Raw genomic sequence first — 16,435 nt, 5'->3', positions numbered from 1 at the left:
ATTTTGCTGATTTTTTGAATATTTAAGAAAGGACTCCATAATTTTATTAAGCTAAGCCCCCTTTTTCTTAGTCAGGCTTTCCATTAATTGGCTATAAAGATCATTGCTGCTGGCTTGCTGAGATTTCATTTTCTTAATAATAGGGCGTTTACCTTTAGCTTTTGCCTTTATTATGCTTAAAAGTTCTACCCGGTACTCATCCTTAAAAGAACTGATGTCAAAATCACCGCTATATTGTGCAATTAAAGCCATACCAATTTCTAATTCCTTGCTAGTTATACCTTTTTCTATTTTCAGTTTAATTTCTTTAGGGCTTCGGATCTCTTCTTCGAATCTGATTTTGGTAACAACCAACATCTCATCTAAAGGATGGATAACACATAAATTCTCAGTGTTTCTGAATACGAATCGGGCCACTCCTGCTTTTTTTGATTTCACAAGAGCATTTAATAGCAATGAATAAGCTTTTTTTCCTTGATTTTCTGGTTGGGTATAATATGAGGTTTCGTAATAAATTGGGTTTATTTCACTTATGTCAACAAACTGCTCCAGTTCAATAATTTTGGTTTTTTCCGGACTAGCCTCTTCAAAATCATGTTCATCAAGTACAATATAATTTTCATTGAGCTGGTATCCTTTAACTATTTTTTCGTACGGAACTTCTTTGCCAGTGTTCTCATTTACACGTTTATATTTTATTCTTGCATGATCTCTTTCATCAAGCATATCGAAATCAAGATTACTATTCTGCACAGCTGAGTAAAGCTTTACAGGAATATTTACAAGGCCAAAGCCAATAGCTCCTTTCCAAATCGATTTCATAATATATATCTTTTAAGTATTAACTGTGAGATTATGAAATTGTTTGAATACCCTTGTAAACTTATCTTTCCTTTTCCATCAGCATATACACTTCATTCATGTATGCCGCTTCTGCAAGAGCTGTTCTAAAATCTTCTAACTCGGTTAGATCAAAGGCGAAACTGATATCATCATTAGGGGTATGCAAAATAATGCGATCTTGCCCATCAGGAAATGGTAATGAATTGCTTTCAAAACATATTGTACTAACAACATCTTTAAAGGAGCTAAAACCCTGGGCAGGAAAGTTGAGCACCAGATTGTGATGCCATATATAGTACATCTTGCAGCTTGCACAGCAGCTTATAACCGTTTTTCCTGTGGATGTTAATACCCTTGGCTGACACATACCTCTGTTTTTATAAATCCTTTATTACACTTGCCCCATCTGCATCAAAGGTAATATAATTTCTATTTATTTATAATTATTCTAAATAATGACTAATATATATTTTATCCAAAAATCTTTTTTGCCTTATTAATGGCCACTACTAAATCAATACTCTTTCCAAGTGTTCCTTTAAATAGATCACCAGTTTCTTTGATTCTATCAATTGCATTGAAGATTGTAAAATCACCCATGGTCATTCCCGGTTTAACTTCATCCCAGGTAAGTGGCATAGAAACCGTGGCCCCAGGTTTGGGTCTAAGGGAATAAACGCACGCAATAGTAGCTCCAGGTCTGTTCTGTAAGAAATCCAGATACATTTTTCCTTTCCGATTAGCAATCATACGTTCTAAACTGGTAAAAGCAGGAATCTCACGGTGCACTAAATTTACTATGATCCTGGCAAACATTTGAGACTGATCATAACTGTACTTTGCCCCTAGCGGAATGTAAATATGCATGCCTGTTGAACCTGAAGTTTTTGCGTAGCACGGTATTTCAATCTGGTCTAGTATCTCTTTTACTATTTGTGCGGCCTCTATTACCTGATTAAATGTGTTTTTATCTGGGTCCAGATCAATCACACAATAATCTGGATTGTCAATTGTTTGGGTTCTGGAAAACCATGGATTCATTTCTATGCACCCAAGCGAGGCCATCCAAAGCAATGTAGCCTCATCATTTCCAAGCAGATACTCCTTGTGTTCACCATCCTCTGTTGTGTGAGGAAATGTTTTGGCCCAGGTTGGCGCTATTTCACTTACATCTTTCTGATAAAATCCTTTGCTATTAATCCCGCCGGGAAAGCGGTTTAACGACATAGGCCTATCCTTTAAATGAGGCAAAATATAGTCGGCCACTTGGTAATAATAATTAAACATTTCTCTTTTGGTTACCTTGTCTTCTGGCCAGTAGAGCTTGTTTAAGTGGGTAAATTTTAGAGGGTGCCCATTCAGTTTTCGTAACTGCGTTTCATCAATAGGGTTAAGAAACCCTTTAGTTTCAATTTCAACTTCTCTAACTGCCTCCTTAGCTTTTTTATCTATGCGCATGCCACGAAATGAAGGGTGGCGAAATACGCCATCATCTGTTACCTCTGTAAATGAAACTTCGCAAACTAATTCTGGCTTAAGCCAGGTAACTTTAGTATTGGAAGGATTGGGCTTGTAGCGAGATCCCTTATTTACGTTTGGGACTTCAAAAAAAGGACTTTTTACGGTAACCAATGAACGAAATTTCTCTATTAGCTCTTTCTGAAAATGATCATTAAAACCAGTACCAACTTTACCAACATAATGTAACTCGTTATTTTTGTATACCCCCAGCAAGAGTGAGCTAAATTGTTTAGATGTACCACTATTTTTGGTGTAACCTGCAATAACCACTTCCTGATATTTGTTAATTTTAATCTTTAACCAATCTTTTGAACGGGTATTTTTAGCATAGGTGCTGTCTGATTTTTTAGCAATAATTCCCTCTAGCCCCTTCTTAACAGCAGCTTCATAAAATTTATTTCCATCTCCATTAAATACCTTACTTATCTTGATATGATCGTCGGTATTTGCTAAAACTTCTGCCAGTATTTTTTGGCGGACATTAAGCGGAAGTCCTGTTAAATCTTTACCTTCATACCAGATAATATCGAATACGTAATAAACCAGTTTACCATCTTCCTCACTGCGCCAATTTTGAAGATCTTTAAAACTAGATATACCTTTATCATTAATTATTAGAATTTCGCCGTCAATTACCAAATCCTGTTTTAAGCCCTGAAGTATCCTAAAAATTGGATAAAATTTTTCATTGAATTGTTTGTTATTTCTGGAAAGTAACTGAACATCTCCATTTTTTAAACAGAATGCTAATGCACGATAACCATCCCATTTAACCTCATAAACCCAATTAGGGTCGTCAAAAGGTTTGTCTATTAAGGTAGTCAGCATTGGCTTCATTCCAATTGGAATTTTAGATTTCTTACCCTTTTTCAATAGCGTGTTAACCTCTGCCGAAACTTCAGTAACCTTTGCCTTTTTTACTTGCTCTATAGTTTGTGAAGACAGCACCGATGTATCCTTTTTAGTGATATCAACCAGCGAGGCGTACTCATCTTTATGTTTAATTAACAACCAGCCATTTTCTCCCATGCCTTGTGTTTTTACAAGTGCATACTCTCCTTTTAATTTCTTGCCATGCAAGATAATTTTGAGTGATCCATCATGCAATTGGTTAAGTAAATATTTCTCCTGTGCTTTTTTACCTTTAACCTTTTCAATAGGTTCATAGGTTCCTTCATCCCAAACAATTACTGTACCTCCACCATATTCGCCTTTAGGAATGATGCCTTCAAAGTTTTTATAATCAAAGGGATGGTCTTCCACCATTACTGCTAAACGTTTTGTTTTTGGGTCTGTAGAAGGTCCTTTGGGAACCGCCCAACTTTTTAACACGCCTTCCATCTCCAGGCGGAAATCGTAATGTAAACGACTAGCATCATGTTTCTGAATCACAAAGTGAAGCTTTCCTGTGGATTTTGTTTTAATTGCTTTGGGCTCGGCTGTTTTATTAAAATCACGTTTTTTACCATATTCCTTTAAACTCATAATAGAAGGTTTAGTACTTACATGTCTTTTACTGTTTCCATTGAAACATCAACCTCGACGGATGAATTAGCCCAATTAATTTCTTTTATCCTCTGTGGCGATAGCAAAATTTTTCTTTCTGAAAACCAACTTCCGGTTTCTACTATCATAAAGCTTACTTTGAAATGCTCATCAACCATTAAATCAGCTACATGCCCTATCTCTCCATTTGTGGCATGAATATGATATCCAATCACTTCGCTTACACTTCGTAAGTGTGGATCTCCGGGCTGCCTTTTAAGGTCTGTTGCTGCAATGGATGCCTCGAAAGGTACTCTTGAATCAATCATGCCTGCCACACCCATCTGACCATAAAATCCCCCACTTGTTGGGTCGCCATATGGCCACTCATAATGATCATATAATGCCAGTTCCTGCTGTCGGGATACAGGTTTTGCAGTGTCTATATCAGGACTGTGTTTAACTTGTTTTTTAGTAAGATCAACAGGAAATGATCTGCTTTTCCAATCTGGATTTCTTAAAGCTCCGGGAGAGATGAGTACCTTACGTTCCATTAACCAACCACCCGTTTTTACAACCAGATAACGTATTGTCCAGGTTTCATCATCAAAATAGAACTCATCAACCTTTCCAATTTCTCCATCGGTAGCACCCATAGTAAAACCGATCAGACTTTTTACACTATGTTGCATAATTTCAATAATTAAGGTTCAACAATCTATCGTCTATCTTATATTTTTAACAATTCAGCTCTGAATTTGTTCATTCAGAATCTACCCAATTCTGTATCAGGGCTTGACAACTGCTCGGTTACCACTTATTAAAAAAAGCTGTTTTATAGGTGTTTCATAGGTGTCTAATAGGTGTGCCGTTGGTCTACATACACATGAAACACCACTTTAGCTACTATCTAGCCTATATGTTAATTTTGTGATTAATACACCTTGACCGAAGCCTGCATATACTCTTTAACTAGCTTAACACTCAAAAACCATATTAAAATCACAAAAACTGCATAATATATCTTATTGCGCATACTCCGTTAATAAGTGCTGTGAAACGCAAAAGCGCATTTAAATTTCTTATATATTTAATTTTAGAATTAATTATTAAAAAAATTAGATTGAATTTGGCTTGAGTTCAGATTTGGGGAATACACATTTTTCGGCCTATAATATAGTCGCTTTTAGAACCATGCTCACTCTGACCTTGTACGGCCCTCGTTCGACCAGAGTCGAATATGTAGCGAACCAAAATGGTACTATGCCCGAAGGATCTGAACCTCCCAAAACAAACGCAAAAAAAATAATTATCCAGGCAAAATTTCACTTAGGCATCTTCTTCTGTAATGATCATAAAAATTATATGGAATCTGGTAAGGAAGACTTGAGATTTAAAATCTCTTTAACGCAAAAAGCGTGGAACCCCCGCTTACCGCTCTAGAGGTCCTGAGAGACCGTGCAACGATAAGGGGAGCCCACGCTTAAAGCGTGAGCACCTTTTCACTTATCCTCTTGTCGCAATTGAAATTCTCAGGTTTCTAGAGCAAGATTCTTAGTGCCAAATGCCTCAAATATTTTGAAGATTTTGCAAAAATATAATATTAGTCCATTACATACATATTTTGTTTAGACGAATATATATAGGTTTGAATGAAACAAACAAGTTAGAGTAATTATTTTTTATTATTCAGATGTTCTCATATGATAAATTTTTAAGTAGTGTACAAGTCTGCATATTGTCTGAGAAATTTAGGTCTGAAGCCTTTATTCAACCCGAGCATATCATGAATTACCAACACCTGACCGTCACAGTATTTGCCGGCACCAATTCTTTTGTATCTCATCCATAAAAACCAATATTTATAGATAGTCCTGTCTGATTGGAGTAAACACGTCCAATACCTCTCCCGGTTCTATAATGTCGATACTATGTTCAACATTTGCAGGTATCGAGTAACTATCTCCCGTGGCGAGTTCATATCTTTGTCCGTCAAAGCATAAGATGTATCTCCCTGAAATCACATATCCACTCTGTTCGTTGGGATGCTTATGGAAAGGCACGTTATCCGTGACTTTATAAAGCATTTTTGCGACCATCGATTTATTCCCGATAGAAAGCACTACAAAATCTACTCCAAGGAACTGCCTTGGAACCCCATTCTCTTTTTTTACAACACTTTTCATTAATTGCAATTTTAATCGTTTAATGATAACTCCATTTGAATATTGCACCTTGCGTAGGGCGTATCACGCCCAACCACTTTCTTGAAACCAAGTTTGTGGTACAGGTTGATAGCAGGCTTTAAGATAGTATTGCTCTCCAGATAGAGTTTATTGGCACCTAACATCCTGGCTTCATCGGCTATCGCTTTACCCAGCAACCAACCGATGTTTTTACCTTGTGCCATAGGCGACACAGCCATCTTTGCCATTTCATACTGATAATCAGGGTCATCCATCTTTATGAGTGCACAAACACCTAGAGGCTCCCCATTGTATAGGGCAACAAATATCTTTCCGCCTTTATTAAGTATATAAGAATCTGGGTTATCTAATGCCTTTCTGTCTGCATCCTCAATCTCAAAATAATTTGAAATCCATTCCTCGTTTAATGTTTTAAAGGCGTTCTTGTACTGGTCAGAATAGGGAACTATCTTCACATCTTTACTTTCACGGATTTTACGCTGTTCGATGACCCGCCTGAACAACGATTTCTGTTCGAACAGGTATTCCCATTCTGCCAGTGCTTCCCAAAGATTATGCCTAGCTTCATTGATCACTGCGTCGATTGCAGAGTCCACATCTGCAAGTTGCGGACCTAACTTTTCAGAAAACGATTTGCCTTTGCTCGTCAATGCCACGACGTTCCTACGCTTATCTTCTGACTTCTGTTTCTCCTTTACCAGCCCTGCAGCAGTCATCTCCCTGATCAACTTACTAACTGAAGGCTGCGAATGCCCTATTTCAACAGCTATTTCCGTGATCGTCCTTTCGTCCGCTTCTGCAAGGACAAAAAATACAGGAAACCATTTTGGCGCGAAGTCTAGTCCATAGGATTCGTAAATCTTTGCCGCATCATCGGTAACCTTCGTAGTGAAAAGTCTTAGCCTACTTCCAAGTGCAGACTTCCCTGTTTTCTCAAAAATCTCCATAATATAATTGATTACATAATCAGTTATGCAAACTTAGCATTTACTTTAGTAAATACAAATATTTGGATGGTAAATGAAACGATATAACATGTACTTTCTATTCCGGGGTCCTGAAATAAATTCAGGATGACGACCATTTTTTTAAAAAAAGAAAGATTTAAATGCGTACAGAATGCAAATGATGAGAATTTGAAGGGAATTTTAGAATTACTTCTATCTGTTTGTTAAAACGGCTTTTAATCATGCTATTCACCTCACCGATGATTTTATTAAATTTATCAACTACTTCTTTGAACAGTTTCTTCTCTTCGAGGGTTTTAGGTGTATGGAATACTGTTTCAAAATAAATAGTATCTAAATCACGATATATTTTCAAGTGCTCTTCGCTATGATTTTCTGCAATAAACTTTACTATCGAGTTAATGAGCCTATCGTAATGATAAGCTATGATATGATCCTTATTCATACCATGTGGATTACTAAAATTAGGATGGGTATTTAACTTCAGCTCAGTTTCAGTTACTTGTAAGTCATTAAAATCCAGGAGGTACAAACTTTTGTCGTAATTTACCTCCCGGATAAAAGTGAACACCTGATCGCCATCAGGTGTCACATAAATAACGTTGGTTGATTCCTCGAAATTCATAACATCAGGCTTTACTTCCTATTAAAAATACCTTAAAAAAACTTAGTTTACAATATCATTTCATAATTTCTGTAAATTTTTAAGGGCAAGCCTGTGTAAAAATGCTATCGTTTATCCTTTATTTCAGTCAACAAATCCTTTAGCATTTTAACTTTATCCGGATACTGTGAAGCAAGATTATTTTTCTCAGATTCATCGGTTTTTAAGTTATACAGCTGTGGTTGGTTTAAGTTGCCCAATTCTATTCCTACCAACTTATCATTTGCCGGACCTGCATTAGGTTCAATATATTTCCAGCCATCTTTTACTATTGACAAGGTAGAGGCATGTTCAATTAAAACTGATCTGCCTTTTTTTGATTTTCCAAGAAATACATCAAGCGTATTCTCACTGTCTGTAGCATCACCTGCCGGTATTGGCTGATGAAGAAGTGCAGAAAATGATGCCAATAAATCGATCTGACTTACCGTAGTTGCAGAGACCTGCTGTGGTTTAATTTTTCCGGGCCAGCTTACAATAAAAGGAACCCTTGTACCTGCTTCAAGTATACTGTACTTGCCCCCTCTTAATGCTCCTGCCGGGGTGTGCCCATTTAATTTTGTTACTGCCTCATCTTGATAACCGTCATCCAGAACCGGACCATTGTCACTAGAAAAAATGATCATGGTATTCTTATCTAAGCCTGTTTCCTTTAATTGCTTAACAATTTGTCCTATTGTCCAATCAAGCTGTAAAATGGCATCTCCCCGTAAACCCAAGCCACTCTTTCCTCTAAACATAGTTGCAGGCATTCGTGGTACATGAGGCTCTGTTAAAGCAAAGTATAAAAAGAAAGGTTCTTTTTGATTTTTTTGGATAAAATCTTGTGCTTTAATTAAAAAGGTCGATGAGACTTCTTCATCTACCCAGCGTGCCAGCTTTCCGCCACTCATATAGCCAATACGACCAATTCCGTTTACAATGGTATTATTATGCCCCTGCCCTGGAGAAGCTAGTAGTTTTAACAATTCCGGATGCTCTTTCCCGGTTGGATCATCGCCAACTTTTTCCTTGTAATTTACTTTTATCGGATCCTTAGGGTCAAGTGCAACAACATTATGGTTCTCGAGAAAAACAGTTGGAACACGATCAGCAGTTGCAGGAAAAATAAATGAATATCCAAAGCCAACTTCATTTGGTCCGGGTTTAATTTCATTGTTCCAATCCTTTTCTACCGCTTCACCAAGCCCCAGATGCCACTTTCCTATGATGCCGGTTTGATAGCCGGCCTTTTTAAAAAGATTGGGTAATGTTGTTCTGTCGGTTGGTATAATTAGTGCAGCATCTCCGGGTAAAATGCCTGTTCCTTTTTTGCGCCACGGATACTCCCCCGTCATTAATGCATAACGTGAGGGTGTACAAGTTGCTGAAGTACAATGCCCATCCGTAAAACGGATACCTGATGCCGCTAATTTATCCAGATTTGGAGTTTTTATCTTAGTTGCACCATAGCAACTCAAATCTCCATAGCCCAAATCATCGGCATAGATATAAATAACATTTGGTTTCTCTCCTTTTTGAGCAAAAGTTAAATTTGCCAGGAGGCACAGTAGAATAAATAATGATTTTTTCATTTTATTTTAAGTTTGGATAATATTTAGATCATTAATCTGCCGGCAATGGTTTTCTTATATTGTCCTGGAGTAAAACCTGTTAATTTTTTGAAAACTCTTGAAAAATAGGTTTGACTTTCAAAACCTAACTCGGCCGCAATTTCATAAAAAGACATATCTGTGGTTGCAAGAAGAAACTGAGACCTTTCTATTCTTTTAGACTTTAGATAATCCAGAGGCCTTACCCCAGTATTTTTTAAAAACAATCTTGAAAAATGATCTGGATGGTAGTTTGCAGTTTTGGCCAGGTCTGATACAGAGATAGAACTACCAAGGTGATTTTGCATAAAAAAAATTGCATTGGCAATTTTAGAATCTATATGATTTATCTCTGTTTTTAAAAATAATGGAGATTGAAGAAAGCGAGATACCAATTGCAATAGAAGCCCGCAGGTTTCCATGTAAGCAAACAAAGGAATTGTATTATTCAAATTGTAATATGTAGTTAAGACTTTGTCAATTTCATATGTTTTTGGGTTATTGGAGTTGTTTAGGCCTCTGCCAGGATTTAATTTGAAAATTTTCATCATTGAAGCCATATCTGTTTCGGCAGCATGAATTTTAAATACTTTTCGGTTTGAAGCAAATAAAGAACCTAATTGAAATTCTTCTAAAAAACAGATGTAATAATGACTTAAATAATGCTCGCACACATAACTACAAGTTGTAAAACTAGGTATAAAGTAAATAAATCCGGCTTCAAGAACATATTCCTGATGGTTGCAAATGAGCTTACCTTCTCCCTCATCTATATATATAATTCTACTGAACACACTGGTAACATTCTTATAATTCCAGTTCTTATTTACTTTTACGTAATCTGTGAGCAGTAATGTAAATGTTGACTTGCAATCAATCGTGTTCATTAAATTTTTTTTTGAAGATAGTCTTTTTCAATTTCTATCCTCACTGAAAAATGATGTTTGTTAATCTCTCCTATTAATTATTTATTGAGGCGGTGGTTTTAGTTTTCCAACTGTACAGCCGCTTAATGCCTGAATTCTTTTTAAGCGTAAGAATGGCCCCATCTGTTATATTGGTTTCATTTAGGTTTATTGCCTCCAGGTGTTTCAATGAAATCAAATAATTACTCACTTGATCTGTAATGGGGTTTTTATCTAATCTTAGTTTCTCCAGATTCTTTAACTCTGGTAAGAAGCTAATTTCCTGATCTGTTAGTTGATTATCCGAAAAATTTAACCAGACAATGTTCTTTGCAAGTTTCAATATGTGACCTTTTATGTCGGCCATTTTAATCCCTGATTTTGGAGGTAACGTAACATCGAGCATTACAGGTTTGTTAAGCATCACCCTAACCCTTATTCCTTTATTTTTAAGATTAGCAAGGCTTGATGTATCTATGGTAAGAGGTAGATCAGGATTGATTTGCTGATCCGGTTCACCATCGTTTTGTTCCGAATCTGTAGAACCGCCCATTCCTAAAAACAGGGCTACCATTGGCTTTAATGCATTTGTATTTTTCATTCCCGCAATGGTCTTGCCTGCTTCAGCCTTTCCTTCTTTAATCCACCAGGCAATAAGTTTTACTTCATTTTTTGTTAAGGGTGGTTTTCCATCTGCCGGCATAAAATCTTTATGGTCTTCATCCAAAATAATACGGCGAAAAAGTTCGCTGGCATCCGGTTTACCTGCAACAACTGCCGGTCCGCTTTTGCCTCCTTTTTTTAAAGCGATTAAAGATTCAACCGACAGCTCACCTTTTTGTTTTCCATCGCGATGGCATTGCACACATTTTTTTTGAAGTATTGGTTGTATTACATCCTCAAATAGTATAGCCTGTTCTACAGTTGCAGGTTTTTTACGTTCCTGCTGCATCAGAGCCCGAAAAGTAAGGTAATCATTACCATGAGTTAAACTAGCTCCCTGATGGCCACTGTAACTCATTAGCACAACCAATCCTAACAACAATAAAGAAAAAAGCTTATCGGCCATGCCTAGAGTTTTCTTAAGCAAAGGTGTTGATGAAATATAGAGTAAACCGCAGATAGCAGCTAATGTGATTCCTGATATTTTGTGGTGGGTAAGCGTTTCTGTATCATAATCTCCGCTAAGTGAAAGTACATATCCAAATATGCAAGCCAACACTGCCGCAATAAAGCCAATTAAAAGTATAAATGGAACTGACTGTTTCAGATACCGATATTTTTTAGTGTAGGATAAGAGATCAAACAGTGCGGCCAGTAAAATAAAACCGATTGGCAAGTGTACAATTAGTGGATGCAATCGCCCTGAAAAAGTAAAAATATCTATAATCATGCTAAAATGCCTTTTACAATTTTCCCTTCAACATCGGTAAGTCTGAACCGGCGACCTTGAAATTTATAGGTTAAGCGTTCATGATCAATTCCCATTAGGTGCAATAGTGTGGCTTGAAAATCGTGAACGTGAACAGGGTCTTTAACAATATTGTAGCTAAAATCATCAGTTTCTCCAAAACTGATTCCCGGTTTCACACCTGCACCTGCCATCCACATTGTAAAGCAACGCGGATGATGATCCCGACCATAATCGTTAGCTGTTAGTTTGCCTTGTGAGTAAACCGTACGTCCAAATTCGCCTCCCCATATTACCAGCGTATCTTCCAGTAATCCTCTGCGTTTTAGGTCAGTAATTAAGGCGGCTGTTCCCTGGTCTGTAGCTTTACACTGACCGGCAATTCCTGATGGAAGACTTCCATGCTGGTCCCAGCCCTGATGGTATAGTTGAACAAACTTTACATCCTTTTCTAAGAGTTTTCGGGCCAGCAAACAGTTGGCCGCGTAAGTGCCTGGGTCTTTACTGTCGGGGCCATATAATTCAAATATTTCTTCTGGTTCATCAGCCACGCTCATTACCTCCGGGACTGATGTTTGCATCCGGTAAGCCATTTCATATTGGGCTATTCGCGCATCTACCTCAGGATCACCATAAGTGCTATTTTGGATTTGGTTTAGTTTTGAAAGATAGTCCAGCATTTCCTTTCTATCTGCGCCGTCATATCCTTCGGGGTTGTTAAGAAACAATACCGGATCTTTTCCGGAACCAAACTGTACACCTTGATGCTTAGATGGTAAAAAACCATTACCCCATAGGCGGGCATAAAGAGGTTGGTCTTTCTGGCCATTCTTTGATACGAGTACAATGAAAGTAGGCAGGTTTTCGTTATCAGAGCCTAAACCATAACTAAGCCAGGAACCTATTGACGGGCGGCCTGGCAATTGATTGCCAGTTTGAAAAAAGGTGATAGCAGGATCATGGTTAATGGCTTCGGAATGCATAGATTTCACGATGCATAAATCATCAATCACTTTGGCAGTATGAGGCAATAGCTCACTAATCCACGTTTGGTTTTGTCCATGCTGATTAAACTTATAGTATGAGGGCACAACGGGTAAAGCACTTTGGTTTGCACTCATGCCGGTTAACCGCTGGCCTTTACGAATAGATTCGGGTAGATTTTGGCCCATCATATTTACTAATGCAGGTTTATAATCAAAAGTCTCAAGCTGTGATGGCCCGCCACTCATGAATAGATACACTACTCTTTTGGCCTTTGGTGCAAAGTGAGGTAAGGCTTTCAATATTTCCTGTTCCATATCCCCTGTTGCGTTGCTAATGGCCGGGCGTGGAGCATTTCCCATTAATTTATTGCCAAATAGTGATCCAAGAGCAAGAGCACCAATACCCATCGATGTTTTGGTCAGAAAGTCTCGTCGGTCCAATCTTTGGTTTAGCCTTTCAAAATCAGGATTATTAAGTCTGAATTCTTCTTCGTGGTGATGATGATCTGCCATACAATTATCGTTTAGTAAGTGTTGCGTCTGAATTTAATATGGTGCTGGCAACAACTGCATTAGCAGCAATCATTGCGGTATCCATCATTTTATTAACTTGATACTGGCCGGCATTGAGCCAGCCATTCTGTTTTTCCGGATTTTTCCTGAATTTGTTCAATTCCGTTTGCTGCAATGTGCTGAGGAGTTTTAGCTCGGCTGGCTGTGCCCGTCGTCCGGTTAACTTTCTATAGGTTTGGGCAATAGCCTCAGTGTTGTTAGGCAGCATAGTCATTTGCACACCCAATACTTTTGCAGCTTCAAGAAAAGTAGGATCATTTAGTGTTACCAGAGCTTGTAACGGGGTATTGGTTTTTTGCCGGCGAATAATACAGTAGCTTCTTGAAGGAGCATCAAATGTTGATAATGTAGGATTTGGTACTGACCTTTTTATAACAACATATAAACTGCGACGGTACACTTCAGGGCCTTTATCCTGCGTATAGGAAGTATTGTTGATTTCCCATAGCCCTTCGGGTTGGTAAGGTTTAACACTTTTTCCGCCGATTTTTGGATTCAATAATCCGCTGGCCATAAGTGCATTATCCCTTATCATTTCGGCAGGCATCCGATAGGCCGGTCCATGAGATAGCAACCTGTTTTCCGGATCTTTTTCATGCGATTCTTTAGTTGCACGTGAATCTTGTCTGTAAGTGGCAGACATTACGATCATTTTATTCAATTTCTTCACATTCCAACCAGATTCCATGAAAGAAACAGCCAGCCAGTCAAGCAATTCTAAATGGCTTGGCATTTCGCCCTGGTTACCAAAATCTTCGGAGGTTTTAACCAGGCCTACACCAAAGAAGTTTTGCCAAAGGCGGTTTACGGCAACCCTTGAGGCTAATGGATTATTTGGGTTAGTAAGCCATTGAGCTAAACCGTACCTATTTTTGGGTAGGTTTTTGTCGTATGGCAATATACTGGTTGGTGTATTGGGATAAACTTGTTCTTCGGGCATATCATAGTTGCCTCGTTTAAGTAAGAAAGTTTTTTTAGGTGTTGCCATTTCCCGCATAACCATTAATTCCTGCACATTCTCTACTGAGTCTGCCAGTTTGGTACGCAATAGTTTGAGCTCATTTTCTTCTTTTTTGAGCATCGGATCAACTACCGTAAAATAGTACTGTCTTAATGAACTAATTTCCAGATCTGTTAATTTTGATTTTGTAACCAGCTGAGACATGCTTGTCTTTTTAGCAAGGGCATTTATTTCGAGTGGGGTTAAATTGCGGTTGTATACTGTAATTTCATCTACCTTACCTTCTTTGAAGCCGCGACCACGCCACCATGCGCCTATTTGTAAGCCTGGCTGTGTGCCACCGTTAAAAAGAATATCCTTATCTAGCCTATCCATAACGGTTTCCATTTTCATATCTGCCCCATCCAGGTATAATTTTAAGCCGGCAGCTTTTGAAGAACCATCATAAGTCATGGTTAGTTGTATCCATTTATTGCGTGGTACTTTATCATAACTAAGTTTTGTGATTGCATTGGCAGGATATGCGTGTGCCATACTCAATTCCAGCTTATTGTTTTTAAGGTATAAATGGTATCCTTTGAAATTATATAATCGTTCAGCGATGCACTTATGAAAGATCACTCCCTCGGTAAGATCTTTGGGTATGTTAACCCAAAGGCCAATGCTAAAAGGTTCCGTTTTACGAAAAACACCTGCCTGGTTCAAATCAAGCCATGTATCGCCATTAAGCAATAACCCTTTGCCAACACTCCCGGCAGTAAATACCGGTGAATCACCAGGTTGCCCGGCATCTCGCTTCATTACCGCGGTTTGCTTATGATCTTTTGAATCGATGAGATTTCCATTATCAAAATTAAAATAAGCTTGTAGTCCGTCTGTAGGTATATTTTTTGATGATAGTTTGATATACTCTTTTCTGCTGAGCCAATTTAGAAATGCGGTCTCTTCCTGACGTTCCTTCTCCTTTATTTTTTGTTGCTGTACAGAAATAGTTTTTTTAATGTCGTTTATAACCTGCTCCTTTTCTGAGTCTGGTAATAGCATTGTTGGCGCAGGCATAGTATCATCAAACGAAATCTGACCGGCTTCTTTTACATTGTTAAAAAAACTATACAACTCATAGTAGTTCTTTTGCGAAATGGGGTCGTACTTATGGTCGTGACACTTTGCGCAACCTACAGATAGGCCGAGCATTGCATCACCAAAAGTATTGGTTCGATCTATCACATACTCAGTTTGAAACTCTTCCTCAATAATACCACCTTCCATATTTTGCTGATGATTACGGTTAAAAGCAGTTGCAATCATCATTTCGCGTGTTGGATTTGGCATTAAATCACCAGCCAGCTGCCATTGCATAAATTTGTCGTAAGCCATATTGCTATTGAAAGCTTTAATCACCCAATCGCGATATGGCGACATATCTCTTAGTCTATCTACAGTATACCCATGTGAATCAGCAAAACGAGCTACATCTAGCCAGTCTACAGCCATTTTTTCGCCATAGTGGGGTGACTTTAGGAGCCGGTCGACTTGTTTTTCATATGCATTTGAGGATTTATCTTGCAAAAAAGCATCAATTTCTTTTAAGGTTGGTGGCAGACCTGTAAGGTCTAAAGATACCCTGCGTAGTAAAAGCTCCTTACTTGCCTCTTTAGATTGTTTTAGCTTTTGTTTTTGTAATTTTTCGACAATGAAATTATCTATTGGGTTATTTAATACTACATCTTCAGTAATTTTTGGAGCTTCGAGTTTAACTGGTTTTACAAATGCCCAATGGGGTTTGTAAAGTGCACCATCCTTAATCCATTTGATAAGTGTTGCTTTTTCAACGGCCGTAAGATTAAGATGTGATTCAGGCGTGGGCATTTTATATTTAGCATCCTCAGAAATTATCCTGTGGAAAGCTTCACTGTTGTCTAGATTACCCGGGTCAATAGCAACTTTACCTTTGTTTTCAGGTAGGTCTGCATATGCAAAATTGGCCAGATCTAATCTTAAACCTGCCTTTTGCTTAGCTTTATCGGGTCCGTGGCATGCAAAACATTTATCAGAAAGTATAGGTTTTACATCTATGTTATAGTCTAAAGTTTTAGGCAAAGTATTATAAGCCTCTTCTACATCAACTGGTAGTTTGGGCATAGAAGATGAATATACATAGATGCCAATGCCAACTAAAAGTATGGCACCCAGCAACATAAAAAATTGTCGTTGCATCACAAGAAGTTTATACTGGTTATGGATATAAAATTAACTCAGTTCCCCTCTTAATAATTTAACAAATACAACTAATTTTAGTACAAATCCGACATTCATGAA

General features: G+C 37.9%; 12 protein-coding genes and 1 pseudogene. All 13 read right to left on the bottom strand.

Annotated features, from left to right (window positions below):
• Window positions 1-51: 51 nt before the first annotated feature.
• The 13 genes and pseudogenes from CPT03_RS07340 to CPT03_RS07275 all read right to left on the bottom strand — a co-directional run bounded on the left by CPT03_RS07340 (window position 52) and on the right by CPT03_RS07275 (window position 16,333).
• Window positions 52-822, bottom strand: coding sequence for a Ku protein (locus CPT03_RS07340; RefSeq protein WP_099438240.1), 771 nt, complete (start codon window positions 820-822; stop codon window positions 52-54).
• Window positions 823-883: 61 nt separating this feature from the next.
• On the bottom strand, window positions 884-1,210 hold the full coding sequence (locus CPT03_RS07335; RefSeq protein WP_317044343.1) for a DUF6686 family protein: 327 nt from the start codon (window positions 1,208-1,210) through the stop codon (window positions 884-886).
• Between the two features lie 104 nt (window positions 1,211-1,314).
• On the bottom strand, window positions 1,315-3,849 hold the full coding sequence (ligD, locus tag CPT03_RS07330) for a DNA ligase D (RefSeq protein ID WP_099438239.1): 2,535 nt from the start codon (window positions 3,847-3,849) through the stop codon (window positions 1,315-1,317).
• Between the two features lie 17 nt (window positions 3,850-3,866).
• On the bottom strand, window positions 3,867-4,541 hold the full coding sequence (locus CPT03_RS07325; RefSeq protein WP_099438238.1) for a PRC-barrel domain-containing protein: 675 nt from the start codon (window positions 4,539-4,541) through the stop codon (window positions 3,867-3,869).
• Between the two features lie 1,031 nt (window positions 4,542-5,572).
• Window positions 5,573-5,680, bottom strand: a pseudogene (locus CPT03_RS07315) (3-methyl-2-oxobutanoate hydroxymethyltransferase); the annotation flags it as partial.
• A 31-nt stretch (window positions 5,681-5,711) separates the two neighbouring features.
• On the bottom strand, window positions 5,712-6,035 hold the full coding sequence (locus CPT03_RS07310; RefSeq protein ID WP_099438236.1) for a cupin domain-containing protein: 324 nt from the start codon (window positions 6,033-6,035) through the stop codon (window positions 5,712-5,714).
• A gap of 11 nt (window positions 6,036-6,046) precedes the next feature.
• Complete coding sequence (locus tag CPT03_RS07305) at window positions 6,047-7,003, bottom strand: bifunctional helix-turn-helix transcriptional regulator/GNAT family N-acetyltransferase (protein ID WP_099438235.1); 957 nt, start codon at window positions 7,001-7,003, stop codon at window positions 6,047-6,049.
• A gap of 157 nt (window positions 7,004-7,160) precedes the next feature.
• Entirely contained in the window at window positions 7,161-7,649 is a 489-nt protein-coding gene (locus CPT03_RS07300) for a hypothetical protein (RefSeq protein WP_099438234.1), read from the bottom strand.
• 104 nt (window positions 7,650-7,753) lie between these two features.
• Complete coding sequence (locus tag CPT03_RS07295; protein WP_099438233.1) at window positions 7,754-9,262, bottom strand: sulfatase family protein; 1,509 nt, start codon at window positions 9,260-9,262, stop codon at window positions 7,754-7,756.
• Window positions 9,263-9,285: 23 nt separating this feature from the next.
• Entirely contained in the window at window positions 9,286-10,167 is an 882-nt protein-coding gene (locus tag CPT03_RS07290) for an AraC family transcriptional regulator (RefSeq protein WP_099438232.1), read from the bottom strand.
• A gap of 73 nt (window positions 10,168-10,240) precedes the next feature.
• A complete protein-coding gene (locus CPT03_RS07285; RefSeq protein WP_099438231.1) occupies window positions 10,241-11,578 on the bottom strand; it encodes a c-type cytochrome domain-containing protein in 1,338 nt (445 codons plus the stop codon).
• Complete coding sequence (locus CPT03_RS07280) at window positions 11,575-13,095, bottom strand: DUF1501 domain-containing protein (RefSeq protein WP_099438230.1); 1,521 nt, start codon at window positions 13,093-13,095, stop codon at window positions 11,575-11,577. Before CPT03_RS07280 ends, CPT03_RS07285 begins: the two co-directional genes overlap by 4 nt.
• 4 nt (window positions 13,096-13,099) lie before the next feature.
• Window positions 13,100-16,333 carry a DUF1553 domain-containing protein gene (locus CPT03_RS07275; protein WP_099438229.1) on the bottom strand — a complete coding sequence of 1,078 codons (3,234 nt, stop codon included), beginning with the start codon at window positions 16,331-16,333 and terminating at the stop codon, window positions 13,100-13,102.
• Window positions 16,334-16,435: the final 102 nt, after the last annotated feature.

The sequence above is a fragment of the Pedobacter ginsengisoli genome (assembly GCF_002736205.1).
Taxonomy (GTDB): Bacteria; Bacteroidota; Bacteroidia; order Sphingobacteriales; family Sphingobacteriaceae; genus Pedobacter; species Pedobacter ginsengisoli_A.
This window is presented reverse-complemented; position numbering and strand designations above follow the sequence as displayed.

Coding starts and splice junctions, on each gene's coding strand:
- CPT03_RS07310 (WP_099438236.1), bottom strand. CDS start 6,035: ATGAAAAGTGTTGTAAAAAAAGAGAATGGGGTTCCAAGGCAGTTCCTT.
- CPT03_RS07335 (WP_317044343.1), bottom strand. CDS start 1,210: ATGTGTCAGCCAAGGGTATTAACATCCACAGGAAAAACGGTTATAAGC.
- ligD (WP_099438239.1), bottom strand. CDS start 3,849: ATGAGTTTAAAGGAATATGGTAAAAAACGTGATTTTAATAAAACAGCC.
- CPT03_RS07295 (WP_099438233.1), bottom strand. CDS start 9,262: ATGAAAAAATCATTATTTATTCTACTGTGCCTCCTGGCAAATTTAACT.
- CPT03_RS07340 (WP_099438240.1), bottom strand. CDS start 822: ATGAAATCGATTTGGAAAGGAGCTATTGGCTTTGGCCTTGTAAATATT.
- CPT03_RS07285 (WP_099438231.1), bottom strand. CDS start 11,578: ATGATTATAGATATTTTTACTTTTTCAGGGCGATTGCATCCACTAATT.
- CPT03_RS07290 (WP_099438232.1), bottom strand. CDS start 10,167: ATGAACACGATTGATTGCAAGTCAACATTTACATTACTGCTCACAGAT.
- CPT03_RS07280 (WP_099438230.1), bottom strand. CDS start 13,095: ATGGCAGATCATCATCACCACGAAGAAGAATTCAGACTTAATAATCCT.
- CPT03_RS07275 (WP_099438229.1), bottom strand. CDS start 16,333: ATGCAACGACAATTTTTTATGTTGCTGGGTGCCATACTTTTAGTTGGC.
- CPT03_RS07305 (WP_099438235.1), bottom strand. CDS start 7,003: ATGGAGATTTTTGAGAAAACAGGGAAGTCTGCACTTGGAAGTAGGCTA.
- CPT03_RS07325 (WP_099438238.1), bottom strand. CDS start 4,541: ATGCAACATAGTGTAAAAAGTCTGATCGGTTTTACTATGGGTGCTACC.
- CPT03_RS07300 (WP_099438234.1), bottom strand. CDS start 7,649: ATGAATTTCGAGGAATCAACCAACGTTATTTATGTGACACCTGATGGC.